This is a genomic window from Ilumatobacter sp. (assembly GCF_030065885.1).
Taxonomy (GTDB): domain Bacteria; phylum Actinomycetota; class Acidimicrobiia; order Acidimicrobiales; family Ilumatobacteraceae; genus Ilumatobacter.
Window position 1 is genome coordinate 1 of record NZ_JASJCS010000103.1, and the last position, 18,313, is coordinate 18,313.

At 68.1% G+C, this 18,313-nt stretch carries 14 protein-coding genes and 2 pseudogenes; all 16 read left to right on the plus strand.

Annotation, left to right across the window (positions count from 1 at the left end; translation table 11 throughout):
• Positions 1–303: NADH-quinone oxidoreductase subunit B (locus QNJ12_RS18365; RefSeq protein WP_300624839.1), on the plus strand; the 303-nt coding region annotated here is incomplete at its 5' end.
• A gap of 10 nt (positions 304–313) precedes the next feature.
• Positions 314–841: an NADH-quinone oxidoreductase subunit C gene (locus QNJ12_RS18370; RefSeq protein ID WP_300624841.1), complete on the plus strand. Its 528-nt coding sequence runs from the start codon at positions 314–316 to the stop codon at positions 839–841.
• Positions 842–988: 147 nt separating this feature from the next.
• Positions 989–2,323, plus strand: a complete 1,335-nt coding sequence (gene nuoD, locus QNJ12_RS18375) for an NADH dehydrogenase (quinone) subunit D (RefSeq protein ID WP_300624843.1) — start codon at positions 989–991, stop codon at positions 2,321–2,323.
• Between the two features lie 163 nt (positions 2,324–2,486).
• Entirely contained in the window at positions 2,487–3,101 is a 615-nt protein-coding gene (gene nuoE, locus QNJ12_RS18380) for an NAD(P)H-dependent oxidoreductase subunit E (protein ID WP_300624845.1), read from the plus strand.
• 154 nt (positions 3,102–3,255) lie between these two features.
• Positions 3,256–4,683: an NADH-ubiquinone oxidoreductase-F iron-sulfur binding region domain-containing protein gene (locus tag QNJ12_RS18385; protein WP_300624846.1), complete on the plus strand. Its 1,428-nt coding sequence runs from the start codon at positions 3,256–3,258 to the stop codon at positions 4,681–4,683.
• Between the two features lies 1 nt (position 4,684).
• Positions 4,685–7,171, plus strand: coding sequence for an NADH-quinone oxidoreductase subunit NuoG (gene nuoG / locus QNJ12_RS18390; protein WP_300624847.1), 2,487 nt, complete (start codon positions 4,685–4,687; stop codon positions 7,169–7,171).
• A 169-nt stretch (positions 7,172–7,340) separates the two neighbouring features.
• On the plus strand, positions 7,341–8,570 hold the full coding sequence (gene nuoH / locus QNJ12_RS18395; protein WP_300624849.1) for an NADH-quinone oxidoreductase subunit NuoH: 1,230 nt from the start codon (positions 7,341–7,343) through the stop codon (positions 8,568–8,570).
• Positions 8,554–8,754: pseudogene (locus QNJ12_RS23790) on the plus strand (hypothetical protein); the annotation flags it as partial. The gene nuoH and the pseudogene QNJ12_RS23790, both read left to right, overlap by 17 nt.
• Positions 8,723–9,229 (plus strand): annotated as a pseudogene (locus QNJ12_RS18400) (NADH-quinone oxidoreductase subunit I); the annotation flags it as partial. The pseudogenes QNJ12_RS23790 and QNJ12_RS18400, both read left to right, overlap by 32 nt.
• Positions 9,230–9,311: 82 nt before the next feature.
• Entirely contained in the window at positions 9,312–9,836 is a 525-nt protein-coding gene (locus QNJ12_RS18405) for an NADH-quinone oxidoreductase subunit J (protein ID WP_300624851.1), read from the plus strand.
• Positions 9,833–10,201: an NADH-quinone oxidoreductase subunit NuoK gene (gene nuoK / locus QNJ12_RS18410; protein ID WP_300624852.1), complete on the plus strand. Its 369-nt coding sequence runs from the start codon at positions 9,833–9,835 to the stop codon at positions 10,199–10,201. Before QNJ12_RS18405 ends, nuoK begins: the two co-directional genes overlap by 4 nt.
• 7 nt (positions 10,202–10,208) lie before the next feature.
• A complete protein-coding gene (nuoL, locus tag QNJ12_RS18415) occupies positions 10,209–12,173 on the plus strand; it encodes an NADH-quinone oxidoreductase subunit L (protein ID WP_300624854.1) in 1,965 nt (654 codons plus the stop codon).
• A 154-nt stretch (positions 12,174–12,327) separates the two neighbouring features.
• On the plus strand, positions 12,328–13,926 hold the full coding sequence (locus QNJ12_RS18420) for an NADH-quinone oxidoreductase subunit M (RefSeq protein WP_300624856.1): 1,599 nt from the start codon (positions 12,328–12,330) through the stop codon (positions 13,924–13,926).
• Entirely contained in the window at positions 13,926–15,458 is a 1,533-nt protein-coding gene (locus QNJ12_RS18425) for an NADH-quinone oxidoreductase subunit N (protein WP_300624858.1), read from the plus strand. The genes QNJ12_RS18420 and QNJ12_RS18425 overlap by 1 nt, the downstream gene beginning before the upstream one ends.
• Positions 15,455–16,747, plus strand: a complete 1,293-nt coding sequence (locus QNJ12_RS18430) for a hypothetical protein (RefSeq protein ID WP_300624860.1) — start codon at positions 15,455–15,457, stop codon at positions 16,745–16,747. The genes QNJ12_RS18425 and QNJ12_RS18430 overlap by 4 nt, the downstream gene beginning before the upstream one ends.
• Positions 16,744–18,313 (plus strand): MMPL family transporter (locus QNJ12_RS18435; RefSeq protein ID WP_300624862.1); only part of this gene is annotated, 1,570 nt, incomplete at its 3' end. The genes QNJ12_RS18430 and QNJ12_RS18435, both read left to right, overlap by 4 nt.

Here is an 18,313-nt window from a genome sequence, read left to right on the forward strand (position 1 = left end):
CAGGTCTACGACCAGATGATGGAGCCGAAGTGGGTCATCTCGATGGGCGTGTGCGCGAGCTCGGGCGGCATGTTCAACAACTACGCGATCGTCCAGGGCGTCGACCAGGTCGTCCCCGTCGACGTCTACGCGCCAGGCTGCCCCCCGACGCCGGAGACGCTGATCCACGCGATCGAGACGTTGCACCAGAAGATCGAGGACGGCGAGATCCTGCGCCGCCGCGACGAGACCGGTGCCGGCGCCAACCTGCACGTCGAGGAGATCGCCCCGACGTCGATCCCCGTCCTGCTCGGGAGCAAGTGAGGCCGTACGCGTGAGTGACGACACCACCATCGCGGCCGAGGACGGATCGGTCGAGGAGACCGAGCAGGCGCCCGAGATGTACGGCTGTCCCGTGTCGGACAGCCGCGGGCAGACGGTGTTGCATCCGAGCCGGGAGCAGTACCTCGACGTCGTGAAGCAGCTCGCCGACGACGGCTACGCGATGTGCATCGACCTCACCGCGGTCGACTACCTCGAGTATCCCGGTCGGCCGCTGCCGGAGGGCGTCGGTGCCGAACGGTTCGAAGTCGTGGTCAACCTGCTCGACATCACGAACCGCCGTCGCATCCGGTTGCGGGTCCAGGTACCGGAGTCCGACGCCGTCCTCCCGTCGCTGTTCGACATCCACCCGGGGTCGGAGGCCATGGAGCGCGAGGTGTTCGACATGTTCGGTGTCGACTTCACCGACCATCCCGACATGACCCGGATCCTGATGCCCGAGGACTGGGTCGGCCACCCGCTCCGGAAGGACTTCGAGATCGGCCAGATCCCGGTCCAGTTCAAGGGGAGCCACGCGTGATGGACGTGGTGACATCGCGTGTCGCGAGCGCGTACGCGTCACAGTTGGTGTCAGACACCAACTGTGATGTTCGAGCACGGGTCGAACCCGTTGCGTCGGGTCACAGGTGGTGTCTGACACCAACTGTGACGTGGGTTGGAGGATGCCGTGACTGTCACACCTGACGTCGCACGCACCACCGAGGGCGAGCAGGAGATCAAGCCGCGCTCGCAGACGACGGCGCGCGAGCTGATGCGCGAGGTCGGGTCGGTGCTGCGGATGAGCGAGGCGGAAGCCGCGCAGCTGGGCGACCTGCCGGACGACCCCGACGAAGACCAGACGATGATCATCAACATGGGCCCGCAGCACCCGTCGACGCACGGCGTGCTGCGGCTCATGCTCGAGCTGCAGGGCGAGACCGTGCTGCGCTGCAAGCCGATCATCGGCTACCTCCACACCGGCATGGAGAAGACCGGCGAGCAGCTCACGTTCATGCAGGGCGGCACCAACGTGACCCGCATGGACTACCTCTCGCCGATGGCCAACGAGCTCGTGTTCTCGATGGCCACCGAGCAGCTGCTCGGCATCGACGGCGACATCCCCGAGCGAGCCGTGTGGATGCGGATGCTGCTCGCCGAGCTAAACCGGATGAGCAGCCACCTGCTGTTCATGGCGACGAACGGCATGGACCTCGGCGCCGTCTCGATGATGATCTACGGCTGGCGGGAGCGCGAGGAGGTCCTGCGCTTCTTCCAGAAGGTCACCGGCCTGCGGATGAACCACAACTTCATCCGGCCGGGCGGGCTCGCCGCCGACCTGCCGCCGGGTTGGCGCGACGACGTGCTGCGGCTGCTCGACCTGATCCCCGAGCGGCTCGAGGAGTACGACACGTTGATGACCGGTCAGCCGATCTGGCGCGAGCGGCTGCAGGGCGTCGGTGTCATCACCCCCGACGAGGCGCTGGCGCTCGGTGCCACCGGCCCGATCCTCCGCTCGGCGGGTGTGCCGTGGGACCTGCGCCGCGACATGCCGTACCTCCGCTATGAGGAGATGGAATTCGACGTCATCGTCGGCACCTACGGCGACGCGTTCGACCGGTACGCGATCCGCCTCAACGAGATCCGCGAGTCGATGAAGATCGTGCGTCAGATCCTCGACCGCATGCCCGAGGGCGACTACCGCATCCAGGACAAGAAGGTCACGCCGCCGCCCAGGGTCCGCATCGACGAGTCGATGGAGGCGCTGATCCACCACTTCAAGATCTTCACCGAGGGCTTCAAGGTGCCCGAGGGCGAGGTCTACGTCGGCATCGAGTCGCCCCGTGGGGAGATCGGTTGCTACATCGCTTCGGACGGATCGCCGACGCCGTACCGCATGCACATGCGTGCGCCGAGCTTCGTCAACATCCAGTGCCTCCCCCACATGATGCGCGGCGGGTTGGTCGCCGACGCAGTGGCGGTGATCAGCTCCGTCGATCCGGTGTTGGGAGACGTGGACCGATGACGGCGGCGGTGACGGTTGCGTGTTGCGGGCGAGCTCACGTCACAGTTGGTGTCAGACACCAACTGTGCCCCGACGCGACGGGTTCGACCTGTGCTCCGAGAGCACAGTTGGTGTCTGACACCAACTGTGACGTGACGCACTCGCGTCGCGTGAGGGGCGCCGCATGAGTCGCCTCACTGATTCGAACGTGGCGCTGGCGAAGGAGATCATCGCTCGGTATCCGAAGCAGAAGTCGGCGTTGATCCCGCTCGTGCATCTCTCACAGGAGCAGAACGGGTACGTCACGCGGGAGGCGATGCGCCACGTCGCCGAGCTGATCGACGTCACGCCGGCCGAGGTGTACGGCACGGCGTCGTTCTACGAGATGTTCCGCTTCGAGCCGACCGGCAAGTACCTGATCAACATCTGCGGCACGATGTCGTGTGCGCTGATGGGCGCCGACGACCTGATGCACCACGCCGAGCACACGCTCGGCATCAAGGCCGGCAGTACCACCGACGACGGGCTGATCACGCTGCAGCACGCCGAGTGCCAGGCGGCGTGCACCGAGGCGCCGACGCTGCAGGTCAACTACCGGCACCGCTTCCGGGTGACGCACGAGCAGTTCGACCGCCTCGTCGACGACCTCCGCTCCGGTGCACTCGACGACGAGGTCCCACCACACGGCACGCTCGGCCGCAACCGGCAGCACATCCCGGCCGACAAGCAGGTCGGCGCCGTGCCGCCCGACGAGGTCGACGGCGCGCCGGCCTGGATCACGATCACGGAGGATTCGTGATGGCGGTGGTGACAGTTGCGTGTCGCGAGCGCGTGCGCGTGCGCGTCACAGTTGGTGTCAGACACCAACTGTGCTGTTCGAGCACGGGTCGAACTCGTCGAGTTGCGTCACAGTTGGTGTCTGACACCAACTGTGACGTTGGTTGGAGCGAGACGTGAGTGTCACCCCCGAGACCCCGTATCCGTACCCCTGGGCCGCGGGGTACTACGACGACGGTGACCGGCCGCAGATCGTCACGTCGCGCTTCAAGTACGAGGACTCGTACACGCTCGAGCGGTACCTCGCGACCGGCGGCTACGAGGGGCTGCGCAAGGCGCTCGACGCGAAGCCCGAGGACGTGCACGACGAGGTCCGCAAGTCGACGCTGCTCGGCCGCGGTGGCGCCGGCTTCCCGGCCGGCGTGAAGTGGGGCTTCACCCCGCAAGGCGTGTGGCCGCGCTACCTCGTCGTCAACGGCGACGAGTCCGAGCCGGGCACGTACAAGGACCGCCTGCTGATGGAGCTCGACCCGCACCAGCTGATCGAGGGCAGCCTCATCGCGTGCTACGCCGCCGGTCTGTCGCAGTGCTTCCTCTACATCCGCGGCGAGATGGCGCTGGCGCACGAACGCGTCGCCAAGGCGCTCGACGAGGCGTACGCAGCCGGGTACGCCGGCAAGAACATCCTCGGCACCGACTTCAGCGTCGACGTGATCCTCCACTGGGGTGCCGGCGCCTACGTCGTCGGTGAGGAGACAGCGCTGATCGAGTCGCTCGAGGGCGAGCGCGGCATGCCGCGTCTCAAGCCGCCGTACTTCCCGGCGGCCATCGGGCTGTACGGCAAGCCGACGATCGTCAACAACGTCGAGACGCTGGCCAACCTGCCGTTCATCGCCGCCAACGGATCGGCTGCCTACACCGCCATCGGCACCGAGACGTCACCCGGCACGCGCATGATCGCCGTGTCGGGCCACGTGAAGCGCCCCGGCGTCTACGAGATCGTCAACGGCTCGACCACGTTCCGCGACCTGCTCTACGGCGAGCACTTCGCACGGGGCATCCGCGAGGACAACGAGCTCAAGGCGTTCGTGCCGGGTGGAGGCTCGGCCCCCTGGTTCCTGCCCGATCAGCTCGACATCCCGTTCGAGGGTCGCGACGCCGGCTCGGCCGGTTCGATGCTCGGCTCGGGTGCCGTGATGGTGATGGACTCGACCACCGACATCCCGAGGGCCGCGCTGACGCTGGTGAAGTTCTACGCCCACGAGTCGTGCGGCAAGTGCGTGCCGTGCCGCGAGGGCGGCACCTGGCTGTACCGCATCGTCGAGCGGATCGTCGCCGGCAACGGCACCGATGCCGATCTCGACACGATCCGCGAGGTCGGTCGATCGATCTGCCCGGGCGCAATGCCGCACGCGGCGAGCGAGCGGCTCGGCCTCGAGGCGACGCCGTTCCCGTACAAGATGACGACGATCTGCTTCGTCGGGCCGTCGGCCTACGTGCCGATCCACTCGGCCATGACGCTGTTCCCCGAGGAGTTCGACGCGATCGTCACCAAACGCGAGGTCCGTACCACGATCCCCGTCACCGCCGCAGGAGGTGACTGAGTTGAGCGACGAGACCATCGACGAGTCCACCGACGACACGACCGAGGAGGTCGAGGCCAACGAGTCCGCTGACGCTAGCGAGGCCGCTGACGCCAACGAGTCCGCTGACGCCAACGAGGCCGCCTCCGAGGCGCCGGGCCCTGAGCCGGATCCGAACGCGGTCAGCATCACCCTGAACGGGCGCGAGATCACTGCCCGCAAGGGTGAGCTGATCATCGCTGCCGCCGACCGCCACGGCGAGTACATCCCTCGGTTCTGCTATCACCCGCGCATGAGCTCGGTCGGCATGTGCCGACAGTGCATGGTCGAGGTCGACACCGGTCGCGGCCCGATGCTGCAGCCGAGCTGCATGATCACGGTCTCGCCCGACATGGTCGTCGAGACCGAGTCCGACACCGCCAAGCGCGCCCAGGAGGGCATGCTCGAGCTGCTGCTCGCCAATCATCCCCTCGACTGCCCGGTCTGCGACAAGGGTGGCGAATGCCCGTTGCAGGACCAGGCCTTCAGCCACGGCCCCGCCGAGAGCCGCTACGTCGAACAGAAGCGGCACTACGAGAAGCCGATCCCGATCAGTGACCACGTGTTCCTCGACCGCGAGCGCTGCATCCTGTGCGATCGCTGCACTCGCTTCGCCGACGAGGTCGCCGGTGACAAGCTGATCCACTTCATCGACCGCGGCAACGCCACCCAGGTCAACACGTTCCCCGACGAGCCGTTCGCGTCCTACTTCTCGGGCAACACCGTGCAGATCTGCCCGGTCGGCGCGCTGACCGCGAAGCCCTACCGGTTCAAGGCCCGCCCATGGGATCTCGAGCAGGTCGAGTCCACCTGCACGACGTGCTCGGTCGGCTGCCGCATCTCGGTCCATTCGAGCCGTGACCAGCTGCTGCGCTTCCAGGGGGTCGACGTCGAGTCGGTGAACTGGGGCTGGCTGTGCGACCGGGGTCGCTTCAACTTCGAGTCGATCGAATCCGATCATCGCATCTCCGACCCGATGGTGCGCGGCGAGGCCGGCCTCGCATCCACGACGTGGAGCGGCGCGATGGCGCTCGTGGCGCGCATCGTCACCGAAGCGCTGGACAACGGCGGTCCCGACTCGATCGGGTTGCTCGGTGGCGCCCGCGGCACCAACGAGGACGCGTTCGCGTGGGCGAAGCTGGCCGACGCCCTGGGCATCACCCGTCGCGACGCCCAACTCGGCGACGGTCTCCCGGTCGAGATCCTCGGCGCGCCACGGGCCACGATCGAACAGGCTGCGAACGCGCCGACGGTCATCGTGGTCGGACCCGACCTCAAGGAGGAGCTGCCGGTGCTCTTCCTGCGCCTCCGCGACGCGGTCGAGAAGGGCCGCACGAAGGTGATCGAGTTCTCCTCGAAGACGACCGGGCTCACCAGGTACGCCTGGCGCCACGTCGAGCACCTGCCCGGCGCCGCTCCCCAGTCGATCTCGTCGACGCTCGCCGAACCCGATGTGCTCGACCAGCTGGCCTCCGGTGATGTCGTCGTCGTCGCCGGCCGCGACAACCTCGCGGCGTCCGAGGCGACCGCGATGGCAGCGGTCCACAGCGTGCTCGATGCGGTCCCGTCGGCCACGGTGCTGCCGGCGCTGCGCCGCGGCAACGTCGTCGGCGCGCTGCAGCTCGGGCTCGCACCGGCAGACGCCGGGCACGCAGCGCTCGCCACGCTCGAAGCGGCAGCCGCCGGCAAGCTCGACCTGCTGGTCCTGCTCGGCGCCGACCCGATCAACGACTGCCCCGACGCCGACCTCGCCCGCCGAGCGCTCGCGGGGGCGCGACGGGTCGTCTCGATCGACACGTTCATGTCCGAGTCCACCCAGCAGGCCGACGTCGTCCTCCCGGCAGCGGCGTTCGGCGAGCAGGACGGCACGACGACGAACCTCGAAGGCCGGGTCTCGCGCGTCAGCCAGAAGGTCACCGTGCACGGCACGGCGCGTCCCGACTGGATGATCGCGACCGAGCTGGCGCTCGACCTCGGCCACGATGTGGGCTTCACCACCGTCGACGGCGCGACCGCCGCGATCGCCGAGGCGGTTCCGGCGTACGCGGGCGCGACCGTGGCAGCGATCGATGCCGATCCCGAAGGCGTGCTCGCGGTGAGCGGCCCGGTCGAGTTCGTCGCCCCCGAGGCCGGTGAGCAACTGCCTCGGGGCTACGACTTCCGGCTCGTCGTCAGCCGCAAGCTCTACGATCGGGCGATCGGAACCGCCATGTCGCCGTCACTGGCCAAGCTCCCGATCGGCGCTGGCGCCCACATGCACCCGGCCGACCTCGCGCGGGTCGGCGAGTCCGACGGCGTCGACGTGAAGCTGGTCAGCGCCAAGGGCTCGGTCGTGCTGCCGCTCGTCGCCGACGAGAGCGTGCAGCGCGGCACGATCTGGGCGCCCTTCAACCAGCCCGGCGCCAGCATCAACGAGATCATCGACGCCTCGGCCCCCGTCACGGATGTATCAGTGGAGCGGTTGTCGTGATCACTCGCTCGCTCCGTTCTCACGAATCGACCGGTGCGGCTTCGCTGCGCCCAATCGTGATCGACCGACCGGCCGAGCCGGCTCGGCCGATGGCGGAGGGCGCCGAGCACTCGCCCCCTCCGCGCCACCCCCACCGGGAGGGCGCGTCATCGATCGAGAGTGGGCTCCGATGAGTGCGCTCTCGCTGTTCGCCGTGGATCCGATGCTCGACACGTCGGAATGGTGGTGGAAGGTCCTGGCGATCATCGCGGCCAAGGTGCTCGTCATCTTCGTGCTCGGCCTCGTCGGCACGATGTTCATGGTCTGGTTCGAGCGCAAGATCGTCTCGGGCATGCAGAACCGCATCGGCCCGAACAAGGCCGGCCCCTACGGCCTGCTCCAGACGCTCGCCGACGGCACGAAGCTGTTCTTCAAGGAGGACCTGCTCCCCGAGCAGGCCGACAAGTGGGTGTTCCGGCTGGCGCCGTTCCTCGCGTTCGTCCCGGCGTTCCTCGTGTGGTCGGTCATCCCGCTCGGCGGGGACTTCACCGACGGCAAGGACGGCACGGTCACCTGGTTCGGCGAGGTGACCCGCGTGCAGCTCGTCGACCCGCCCGTCGGCATCCTGATGGTGCTCGCCCTCAGCTCGATCGGTGTCTACGGGATCATGCTCGCCGGCTGGGCGTCGGGTTCGAAGTACCCGCTGCTCGGGTCGGTGCGTGCGTCCGCCCAGATGATCTCGTACGAGGCGGCGCTCGGCCTGAGCCTCGGCGCCGTGCTGCTGATGAGCGGCACGTTGTCGACGTCGGGCATCGTCGGTGCGCAGGACGGCCTGGCCAGTTGGAACATCGCCGCCACCGGCTTCATCCCGTTCTTCATCTTCCTCATCGCGATGACCGCCGAGCTCAACCGGCCGCCCTTCGACCTGGTCGAGGCCGAGCAGGAGCTGGTCGGCGGGTTCAACACCGAGTACTCCTCGATCCGGTTCGCGCTGTTCTTCCTCGCCGAGTTCATGAACGTGATCACGATGAGCGGCGTGATGGTGACCCTGTTCCTCGGCGGCCCCCAGCCGCTCCACGTCGGCGACATCGACATCTTCGGCTGGGCCGGTCCGTTGAGCGGCACGCTGTGGGTGATCCTCAAGACACTGGCGTTCCTCTACGCCTACGTGTGGTTCCGGGCGACGCTCCCGCGGCTCCGCTACGACCAGCTGATGGACTTCGGCTGGAAGTTGCTGATCCCGGTCGCCCTCGGCTGGTTCATCGTGCTCGCTGCGATCGAGCTCGGCCGGGACGAGGACTGGAACATCTACCTGGTCGTGCCGATCTGCCTGGCCGGCCTGGCCGTCGGCTATGCGCTCCTGTCGTCGGCGCTGACCGTCAGCCGGCGCAACCGCGAACGAGATGGGGCTGCGTACTGATGGGCTATTTGGACGGGTTCGCCGTCACCATCCGCCAGCATCGGCTCTTCGGTGGCAAGCGCGTCACCACCGAGTACTCGGGTGGACGCGCCGCCAAGAAGCGCGGCCGCGCCACCGAACCCGACGTCGACGACGATCGGAAGATCGACAAGCCCGAGCGGTTGCACGGCCGTCACGTCCTCAACCGCTACGAGGACGGCATGGAGAAGTGCATCGGGTGCGAGCTCTGCGCAGGCGTCTGCCCTGCCAAGTGCATCTACGTCCGCGGTGCCGACAACGACCCCGAGCACCCCACGTCGCCCGGCGAGCGGTTCGGCTTCGTGTACGAGATCAACTACCTGCGGTGCATCCACTGCGACCTGTGCGTCGAGGCGTGCCCGACCGAGGCGATCACCGAGACGAAGCTGTTCGAGTTCAGCTTCACCAACCGCCAGGACGCGATCTACACGAAGAACGAGCTGCTCGTCGACGACGACGGCAGCCCCAAGCGCATGCCGTGGGAGGACTGGCGCGACGGCGAGGACGAGTTGACGTCCGGCTGGATGCGCGCCACGTCGCCGTCGGGCGATGCCACGTTCCGCGGTGTGGTCGGTTGGAGCAACGAGCTCGGCCACGGCGAGCGCACTCCCGAACCCCCGCAACCGGAGTCCGACGCATGAGCGCCACACCGTTCGACCCGTCAGCGTTACAGATGGTGTCAGACACCTTCTGTAACGGTGATCGTTCGGGGGAGACGGCGTAGTGGAGTTGCTCGTCTTCGTCGTGGCGTCGGCGATGGTGCTGGTGGGCGCGCTCGGCGTCATCCTGCGGCCCAACCCCGTGCACGCGGCGCTCAGCCTGGTGCTGACGCTGTTCGGCATCGCCGTGCACTTCGTCGCGCTCGAGGCGCACTTCCTGGCTGCGGTGCAGGTGATCGTCTACGCCGGCGCGATCGTCGTGCTCTTCCTGTTCGTGATCATGCTGCTCGGCGTGGACAAGGCCGAGGATCTCTCGATCGAGCCGTTCCCGATCCAGCGGCCGCTCGCCGTCATCGTCGGCATCGGCGTCTCGGGGCTCCTCATCGCCGCGATCGTCCGGGCGCGCGACGCGCTGGCCGAGGGAACGGCGCTCAACGCCGACGGCGACAGCAACATCCGCGAGCTGGCGCGCAACCTGTTCAGCGACCACGTGTTCGCGTTCGAGTTCACGTCGATCCTCCTGATCGTCGCCGTGGCCGGGACGGTGCTGCTGACCCGCAAGGAGAAGAAGCGCGAGGGGTCCGAATGACCGGCGTCCTCATCGCCGACGTCGTGCCGACCACCGGGTACTACCTGGTGCTCAGCGCCGTGCTGTTCGGCGTCGGGGCCACCGGCCTGATGGTGCGCCGCAACCCGCTGATCATGTTCATGTGCGTCGAGCTGATGCTCAACGCCGTCAACCTGACGTTCGTGGCGCTCGCGGTGCGGTTCGGGGTGCTCGTCGACCCGCAGACCGGCGACATCCTCAACCGCGGCATCGACGGCCAGACGGCGGTCTTCTTCGTGCTGGTCGTGGCGGCGGCCGAGGTGGTCGTCGGGCTCGGCATCATCATCTCGATCCTGAAGCGCCGCCCAGGGGCGACCGCCGACGACCTCGCGGAGTTGAAGGGGTAGGGCGGGCATGCTCGACGTCGTCTGGTTGATCCCCGCCTTCCCGCTCGCCGGGTTCGTGCTGATCCTGCTGTTCGGTCGCCGCCTCGGCGAACCGCGATCGGGCTACCTCGCCGCGACGATGGTCCTCGGCTCGTTCGTCGTCGCAGCCGGCGCCTACTTCGACCTGCTCTCGATGGACGAGGAGGAGCGGTCGCACATCGAGACCCTGTTCTCGTGGGTGCCCGTCTCGTCGTTGCAGATCGACATGGCGTTCCTCGCCGACCCGCTCTCGATCACGATGGCGTTGTTCGTCACAGGGGTCGGCTTCCTGATCCACCTGTTCGCCATCGGGTACATGCACGGCGACGCCAACTTCTCGAAGTTCTTCCTCTACCTCAACCTCTTCATCCTCTCGATGACGCTGCTGGTGCTCGGCGAGAACCTGCTCGTCACCTTCCTCGGATGGGAGGGCGTCGGCACCTGCTCCTACCTGTTGATCTCGTTCTGGCACCAGCGCGAGCCGGCGGCAACCGCCGGCAAGAAGGCGTTCGTGACGAACCGCGTCGGCGACTGGGGCTTCATGCTGGCGATGTTCCTCGGGTTCGAGGCTGTCGGCTCGGTCAGCTACGGCGCGCTGAACGGGGCAGCGGAGGAGGGCCTGCTCGCCACCTCGACGGCGACCGGCATCGCGCTGCTGTTGTTCGTCGGCGCCGTCGGCAAGTCGGCGCAGCTGCCCCTGTACCTCTGGCTCCCCGACGCGATGGAGGGCCCCACGCCGGTGTCGGCCCTGATCCATGCCGCCACGATGGTGACCGCCGGCGTGTTCTTGATGACCCGCATGAACCCGATGCTCGCGGCTGCCGCGCCCGAGGCGTCGACGATCATCGCCTGGGTGGGGGCGATCACTGCGCTGTTCGCCGCCACCATCGCGGTCGCGCAGACCGACATCAAGCGGGTGCTGGCGTACTCCACCGTGTCGCAGCTCGGCTACATGTTCCTCGCCGTCGGATCGGGCGCCTTCGTGGCTGCCATCTTCCACATGGTCACCCATGCCTTCTTCAAGGCGCTGATGTTCCTCGGGTCGGGCTCGGTGATCCACGGCATGCACGAGGAACAGGACATGCGGCGGATGGGCGCGCTCCGGAAGTTCATGCCGGTCACCGCGTTCACGTTCATCATCGGCTGGCTGGCGATCGCCGGCGTCCCACCGTTCGCCGGCTTCTGGTCGAAGGACGAGATCCTGCTGTTCACGCTCGCCGAGCGAGGCCCGGCGCTGTACATCATCGGCATCGTGACCGCCGTGCTCACGGCGTTCTACATGACCCGCCAGGTGATCATGGTCTTCTTCGGCGAGGCCAAGTGGACCAGCCACGCCAACGAGGACGAGGTCGCGGAGGGCGACGAGGAGCACGCCCAGACCGCGCACGGCGAGTTCAAGCCGCACGAGTCGCCGCCGATCATGCTCCTCCCGCTGGTCGTGCTGGCAGGCCTGTCGATCGTCGGCGGCGTCATCCAGCTGCCGTCGTTCGGGTTCATCCCGAAGGACTGGCGTCACAAGCTCGAGGACTGGCTGCACCCCGTGGTCGAGGCCGGTGAGGCCAAGATCACCGAGACGAGCGCCTACGACGCCAAGGAGCTCCTCGCGCTCCTCGCCGTCGCATGTGCGGTCGCCGGCATCGCGGCCGCCTACGCGATCTATGCCCGCAAGGTGCGCGAGCCGGTCGAACCGCAGATCCTCGCCGACGGCTGGAAGTACGACTCGACCGTCAGCGCGTTCATGGGCGGCCCGGGCCGCCGTGTGTTCGACGCAGTCGCATGGGTCGACCGGACCGTCGTCGACGGTGCGGTCAACGGGGTCGGCCGCCTCGTCAGCGGCACGGCCGGTGAGGTCCGCAAGGTGCAGAGCGGCAACGTCCGCAACTACGCCGGTGTGCTCGGCGTCGGCGTCGTGCTGCTGCTCGGCTGGTTCGTCATCGGCCGGGGGGTGTTGTGATGGTCGGCCTCACTCCTTCGCTCGGCTGGGCCCCGCTCTCTCCGTTCGGTCCGGACGTCACGCAGTTGGTGCGTGATGCGTGCGGACCGGACGGGCCAAGCCCGTCCTGGAGCGGGCACGGCTGCGGTGCGCACGGCCCCAGCGAGGTCGTCCGATGAACGCACTGCTTGCTGCTGATGCATCGGGGGCACTCGGCTTCCCGATCCTGTCGATGCTGATCATCGTGCCGGCGGCCGGCGCAGCGCTGATCACGCTGCTGTCCAAGCGGCGCCCCGAGTACATGAAGCTCGTCGCCGCGATCACGTCGGTCGCCACCGGGGCGATGAGCATCTGGCTGCTGGCCGAGTTCGACCGCGACGACAGCGGCCTCCAGTTCGTGTCGAACCACCCGTGGATCGAGGAGTGGGGGATCGGCTGGCACCTCGGCGTCGACGGCATCTCGCTGTTCCTGATCGTGCTGACCGGCGTGCTGTTCCCGCTGTCGATCCTCGGCATCGACCCGCACAACGCCGACCCGGCGCAGGACAAGCCGTACTTCGCCTGGCTGCTCCTGCTCGAGGCTGGCGTCATGGGTTCGTTCGTCAGCCTCGACCTGTTCCTGTTCTTCGTGTTCTTCGAGATCGTGCTCGTGCCGATGTACTTCCTGATCGGCGGCTGGGGCTACGAGGGTCGGGTCTACGCGGCGACCAAGTTCTTCCTGTACACGATGATCGGGTCCGCGTTCATGCTCGTCTCGATCATGGCGACCGTGTTCATCGCCAGCCGCAACGGCGTCGACGGCGTGACGTTCGACCTCGTCGAGATCGCCGAGAACGCCGAGTTCGCCGCCTCCACCGGCCGCTGGCTGTTCTTCGGGTTCGCGGTCGCGTTCGCCGTGAAGGTGCCGGTCTTCCCACTGCACACCTGGCTGCCCGACGCGCACACCCAGGCACCCACGGCGGGCTCGGTCGTGCTGGCCGGGGTGATGCTGAAGCTCGGCACGTACGGCTTCCTGCGCTTCGGCCTGTACCTCTTCCCCGAGGCCTCGATCTGGAGTCGCCACATCTGGCTGACGCTGGCGGTGATCGGCATCATCTACGGCGCCATCGCGGCGACGATGCAGCAGGACCTCAAACGCCTGGTCGCGTTCTCGTCGGTCGCCCACCTCGGGTTCATCATCCTCGGGACGTTCGCGTTCACGTCGCAGGCGATCACCGGCTCGGTGATGCAGATGGTCAACCACGGCGTCTCGACCGGCGCCCTGTTCCTCCTGGTCGGCATGGTCTACGAGCGGCGCAAGACCCGCGAGATCGCGGACCTCAAGGGCATCCAGACCGTGGCCCCGATCTTCGCCGCGGCGTTCACCGTGGTGATGCTCTCGTCGATCGGCGTCCCCGGGTTGAACGGCTTCGTCGGTGAGTACCTGATCCTGATCGGCGCCTTCCTCAGCGCGAGGTGGTACGTCGTGATCGCCGCCACCGGCGTGATCCTCGCCGCGTTGTACCTGCTCTGGGCCTACCAGCGCGTGTTCCACGGCGAGCCCGACGACGACAACAAGACCTTCGCCGAGCTGAAGCTCCGCGAGGCCGCGGTGCTGCTGCCGTTCATCGGGATCATCGTGTTCACCGGCGTGTACCCCAAGCCGATGCTCGAGCGGATCGAGCCCGCCGTCGAATCGCTGATCACCCACATCGAGGACAAGACCGACTACGAGTCGCCGCAGCCGGCCGAGATCGCCGTGGTCGACCACGGCGACGACGGGGGCGGTGAGTGATGTCGATCACGTCCGCACTCGTCGCGCAGGGCAGCACCTACGTGTCGCCCGACGTCGAGTGGTTCCACCTCAGCCCGATCATCGCCCTCGTCAGCGGAGCGCTCTTCCTGCTGGTCGTCGGTGCTCTCACACCACAGTGGCCACGTGGCCTCTACGCGTTCGTCACCGCGGTGACGGCCGGCGTCGCCGGCGGTCTCGCGATGTTCCTGTGGGACGACGTCACCGACCAGGGCGAGGGCACGCTGGTCGGCGGTGCGCTCGCCTTCGACACGTTCACCCAGTTCCTGACGATCACGGTGTGCGCTGCGACGCTGCTCGTGGCGCTCGTGTCCGACGACGAGCTGCGGGGCGGTGGCAAGGACGGCCCCGAGGTGTACGCGCTCTTCCTCGTGGCCGCGACGGGCGCCGTGGTGATGGGCGCCGCCAACGACCTGATCGTGCTGTTCCTCGGCCTCGAGACGCTCTCGCTGGCGCTCTACGTGCTCGCCGCCTCGGATCGAGAACGCACTGCGAGCCAGGAGTCGGGCATCAAGTACTTCGTGCTCGGCGGCTTCGCGTCGGCGTTCTTCCTGTACGGCATCGCGCTCATCTACGGCGGCACCCAGTCGACCAACATCGGCGAGATCATCACGTCGTTCCAGGGCAGCGTGCTCATCGAGGGCAACGACGCGCTCGTCCTGGCCGGCATCGCGCTGTTGATCGTCGGGCTCGGCTTCAAGGTTGCCGCCGTGCCCTTCCACGTGTGGACCCCCGACGTCTACGAGGGTGCCCCGACCAACGTCACGGCGTTCATGGCGTCGGTCGGCAAGGCCGGAGCGTTCGCCGCGATGCTGCGTGTGCTCGTCATCGCCTTGCCGTTCCACCGCGACGACTGGCGGCCGGCGATCTGGGCGCTGGCGCTGCTGTCGCTCGTGATCGGATCGGCGCTGGCGATCATCCAGACCGACGTCAAGCGGATGCTGGCCTACTCGTCGATCAGCCACGCCGGCTTCATCCTGGTCGGGGTCGAGGCGGCCGGCCACGATGCCGGCGAAGCGATCGTCGGCGACGGCATGCCGAGTGTGATGACCTACCTGCTGCTCTACTCGGTGCTCACGATCGGCTCGTTCGCCGTCGTCGCCCTGGTGGCCCGCAGCAACGGCGGCGACACGTCGATCGAGGCGTTCAAGGGGCTCGCCGGCCGGCGGCCCGTGATCGCGCTCTGCCTCACGGTCTTCCTGCTCGCACAGGCCGGCGTGCCCTTCACGTCCGGCTTCGTCGCCAAGTGGGGCGTCATCCAGGCCGCGGTCGAGGAGCAGAGCTACGCGATCGCGATCATCGCGATGGTCTCGGCGGTCATCGCCGCGTTCCTCTACCTTCGGATCATGGTCAACGTCTGGCTCGAGGCCGGCGATGAGGCCACGCAGCGCGAGCCGGTGCCGATCTCGACCGGCCTCGCCGTGCTCGCATCGGCGGCGTTCACGCTGTTCGTCGGCGTCTGGCCCGGCTGGCTCCTCGACGCGGCGGACACGGTCACCCAGTACGCGCGGTGAAGCAGCCGGCGATCCGGCTCGGTTCGATCGCGGCGTCCGTCGCGCTGGCGGCCTCGGCGTGCTCGTCCGATTCGGCCGCACATCCCGACGGCGGCATCGTCGTCACGTCGGGATCGACCGTCTCGGTCATCGCACCGGACGGGACACTCGTCGCCGAGCGAGACTTCGGGGGTGAGGTCGACGTCACCCGCGTGAGCCATGCGGCCGGCACGATGCTCGTCCACGTCGACGACCCCGCCGAGACGGTTGGCCGGGCCGTCGTCGTCGATGCGTGGCTGGAGGGTCCCGTCGACCTCGGGTCGTACGACAGCCCGAGCAGCTGGTTTCAGTGGAGGGGTCTCGCGTCCCCGACGACCGGTTGGTCGTTCCGGGTGGACGGCGACTTCCTGCTGTTCGACGCGGCCGACGGATCGGTGCACTCATCGCCGTCGCCGTCAGCGGGTCAACTCGGGCAGCAGACGGTTGACGGGTCCTGGCTGATCGGCAACCCGTTCGCCGTTCCTCCGCTCGTCGAGCGGTTCGACGCCGCCACCGGCCAGGTCAGCGAGCTGGACGTCGAGTGGTACACCTCGGAGTGGGCGAGCGCGGTCACCGGGCTGGATGCGTCGAGGCTCGGTTCACTGGTCGACGCCGGCGACCGGTTCGGTCTGACGGTCCAGCGACCCGAAGGCGGCTTCTCGATCGAGATCCGGAGCGACGCCGGCGGCGAGATCGTCACGGTGGACGACGACGGCGAGGAGGTCGCTCGCGTGCCGATCGGCCGAGTTCGACATCTCGGCGTTCGCGCTGCGATCTTCGAGCTCGATGACGGCGCGTACGCGTTCGTCGAGCCGACGACCGGTGACCGGCTGTTCACCTATCAGGGTGGCTTCTTCCAGCTCGCGGCACCGCTCGGCGATCGGCTGTTCGTGCTCGACTCCCAGGTGCTGATCGACATCGACCTCGGGCTCCAGCACGAGTTCGAGACGGTGCTCCCCGTCGATGTCTCACCGGGCGCCGATCAGCTCGTGCTCCACGACGTCGGCGGGGCGGACCGGGTGTTGATCGGCCCTTGTCGATGCTCCCCAGCGGGCCACGCCCGTCGCCGACGGCAGGCCCGAGGCGTGGCTGGACCTCGACGCGGTCGATCGCTGACCGCGCAGTCCGGCGGATCGAGCACGTGGCCGTGTCGGCGGGTCGTGACGAGGGTCACGCGATCTCCTCTTGCACCCTTACCCCCAGGGTCTTTACAGTGTCAACTTGACAGTGGCAAGCGAGCTGCCGTCCTGAACCACCGGGAGACACGATGAAGGCCGACAGCAGCCTGCGACCGAACCGATTCGAGCGATTGATCCGCCGGCCGGCGCCGTTCCTCGGCCTGCTCGCCGTCGTGACGGGCCTACTGGCGATCCCGCTCGTCGCGCTGGCCCCCGACGAGTCGGCATCGACCGAACCGAGCGGCCCGGTCTTCACCGCCCGCGACCGGGTGGACGACACGTTCGTCTCGACGTCGCACGGCGTCGGGTTCATCATCGAGGACGACGAGGGCGACATCCTCCGGGCCGAGCCGCTGCGCGAGCTCGCCGCCGCGTCCGAGCGGCTGCGCACCGACCCCGAGATCGGCCCGACGCTGCTGACCTACTTCGACACCGAGAGTCGCCAGGACATCACCGGGATCCTCACGATGGCCGACCTGATCGACGACGAGCTGTCCGGCGGGCTCGCTGCCGCCACCGACGCCGACGTCAAGGCGGCCGGTGCCGACCTGATCGAGCGGTTCGGCGAACGTTCGTCGATCCTCGCCATCTCCGCGGCGAGCACCCGGGCTCCGAACGGCGACTGGATCATCCCGGCGCTCAACCCCGCGGTCGTCAGCGACGACGAGGTGCTCGGGTTCGGCAACACGTCGATCACCCTCGGCGGCGACACCGACGTCGAGGAGTACGACCGTGACGTGCAGGAGATCCTGCGCACGGCCGAGGGCCTCTCCGTCTGGGGGATCGCCATCGACGTCAACCTGACCTCGCAGGAGCAGGGAGCGATCGCCGGACCCTTCATCGGCTTCACGATCCTCGCCGTGCTGGTCGTCATCGGGCTCACGTTCCGCAGCTACTGGGTGCTGGCAACCGTGTCGGCAGCGTTGATCGCGCTGATCGTGTGGCTCAAGGGCATCTCGAACCTGATCGGGCTCAAGGACGACCTGGTGCTGTCGCTGATCGTGCCGATCGCCATGATCTCGTTCGGCGTCGACTTCGCGTTCCATGCGCTCGGCCGCTACCGGGAAGAGCGCGCCGAGGGGCGTCGCGCCGAGCGGGCGTTCGTCGTCGGTGGGGCGGCGGTCTCGGGCGCGCTCGTGCTCGCACTCACCTCGGACGCCGCTGCGTTCCTGTCGAATGTCAGCGCCGGCATCGAGTCGATCATCCAGTTCGGTGTCGGCGCCGCGATCGCGTTGGCGGCCGCCTACCTGCTGCTCGGCATCGCGACGCCGCTCGCCGTGGCGGCGATCGAGGCCCGCGTCCCCGAGCCGAGGCCCGGACGGCGGGCGACGGCGCTCCGCCTCGCAGGCGGCCTCGGCGCCGGCATGATGGGAATGGCATCGGTGCTGCTCACGGTCTTCATCCTCCCGGCCGTCGGCGCCGTCGTCGCCGCACTCACGGTGTTCGTCACGGTCGTCGTGCCGTTCCTGGTCCAACGGCGCAAGGCGGGGGAGCGGGTCGGCGACGTTCCGGTCGTCGACACCCACGACCGGATGGCGAAGCCGATCGGCGCGACGGTCGGGCGCCTCGCCCGTCGACCGGGCGCGGTGATCGGATCTGCGGTCGTGCTCACCGGCGTCGCCGCCGTGTTCGCCGTGCAGGTGCCGGCGGCCTTCGACG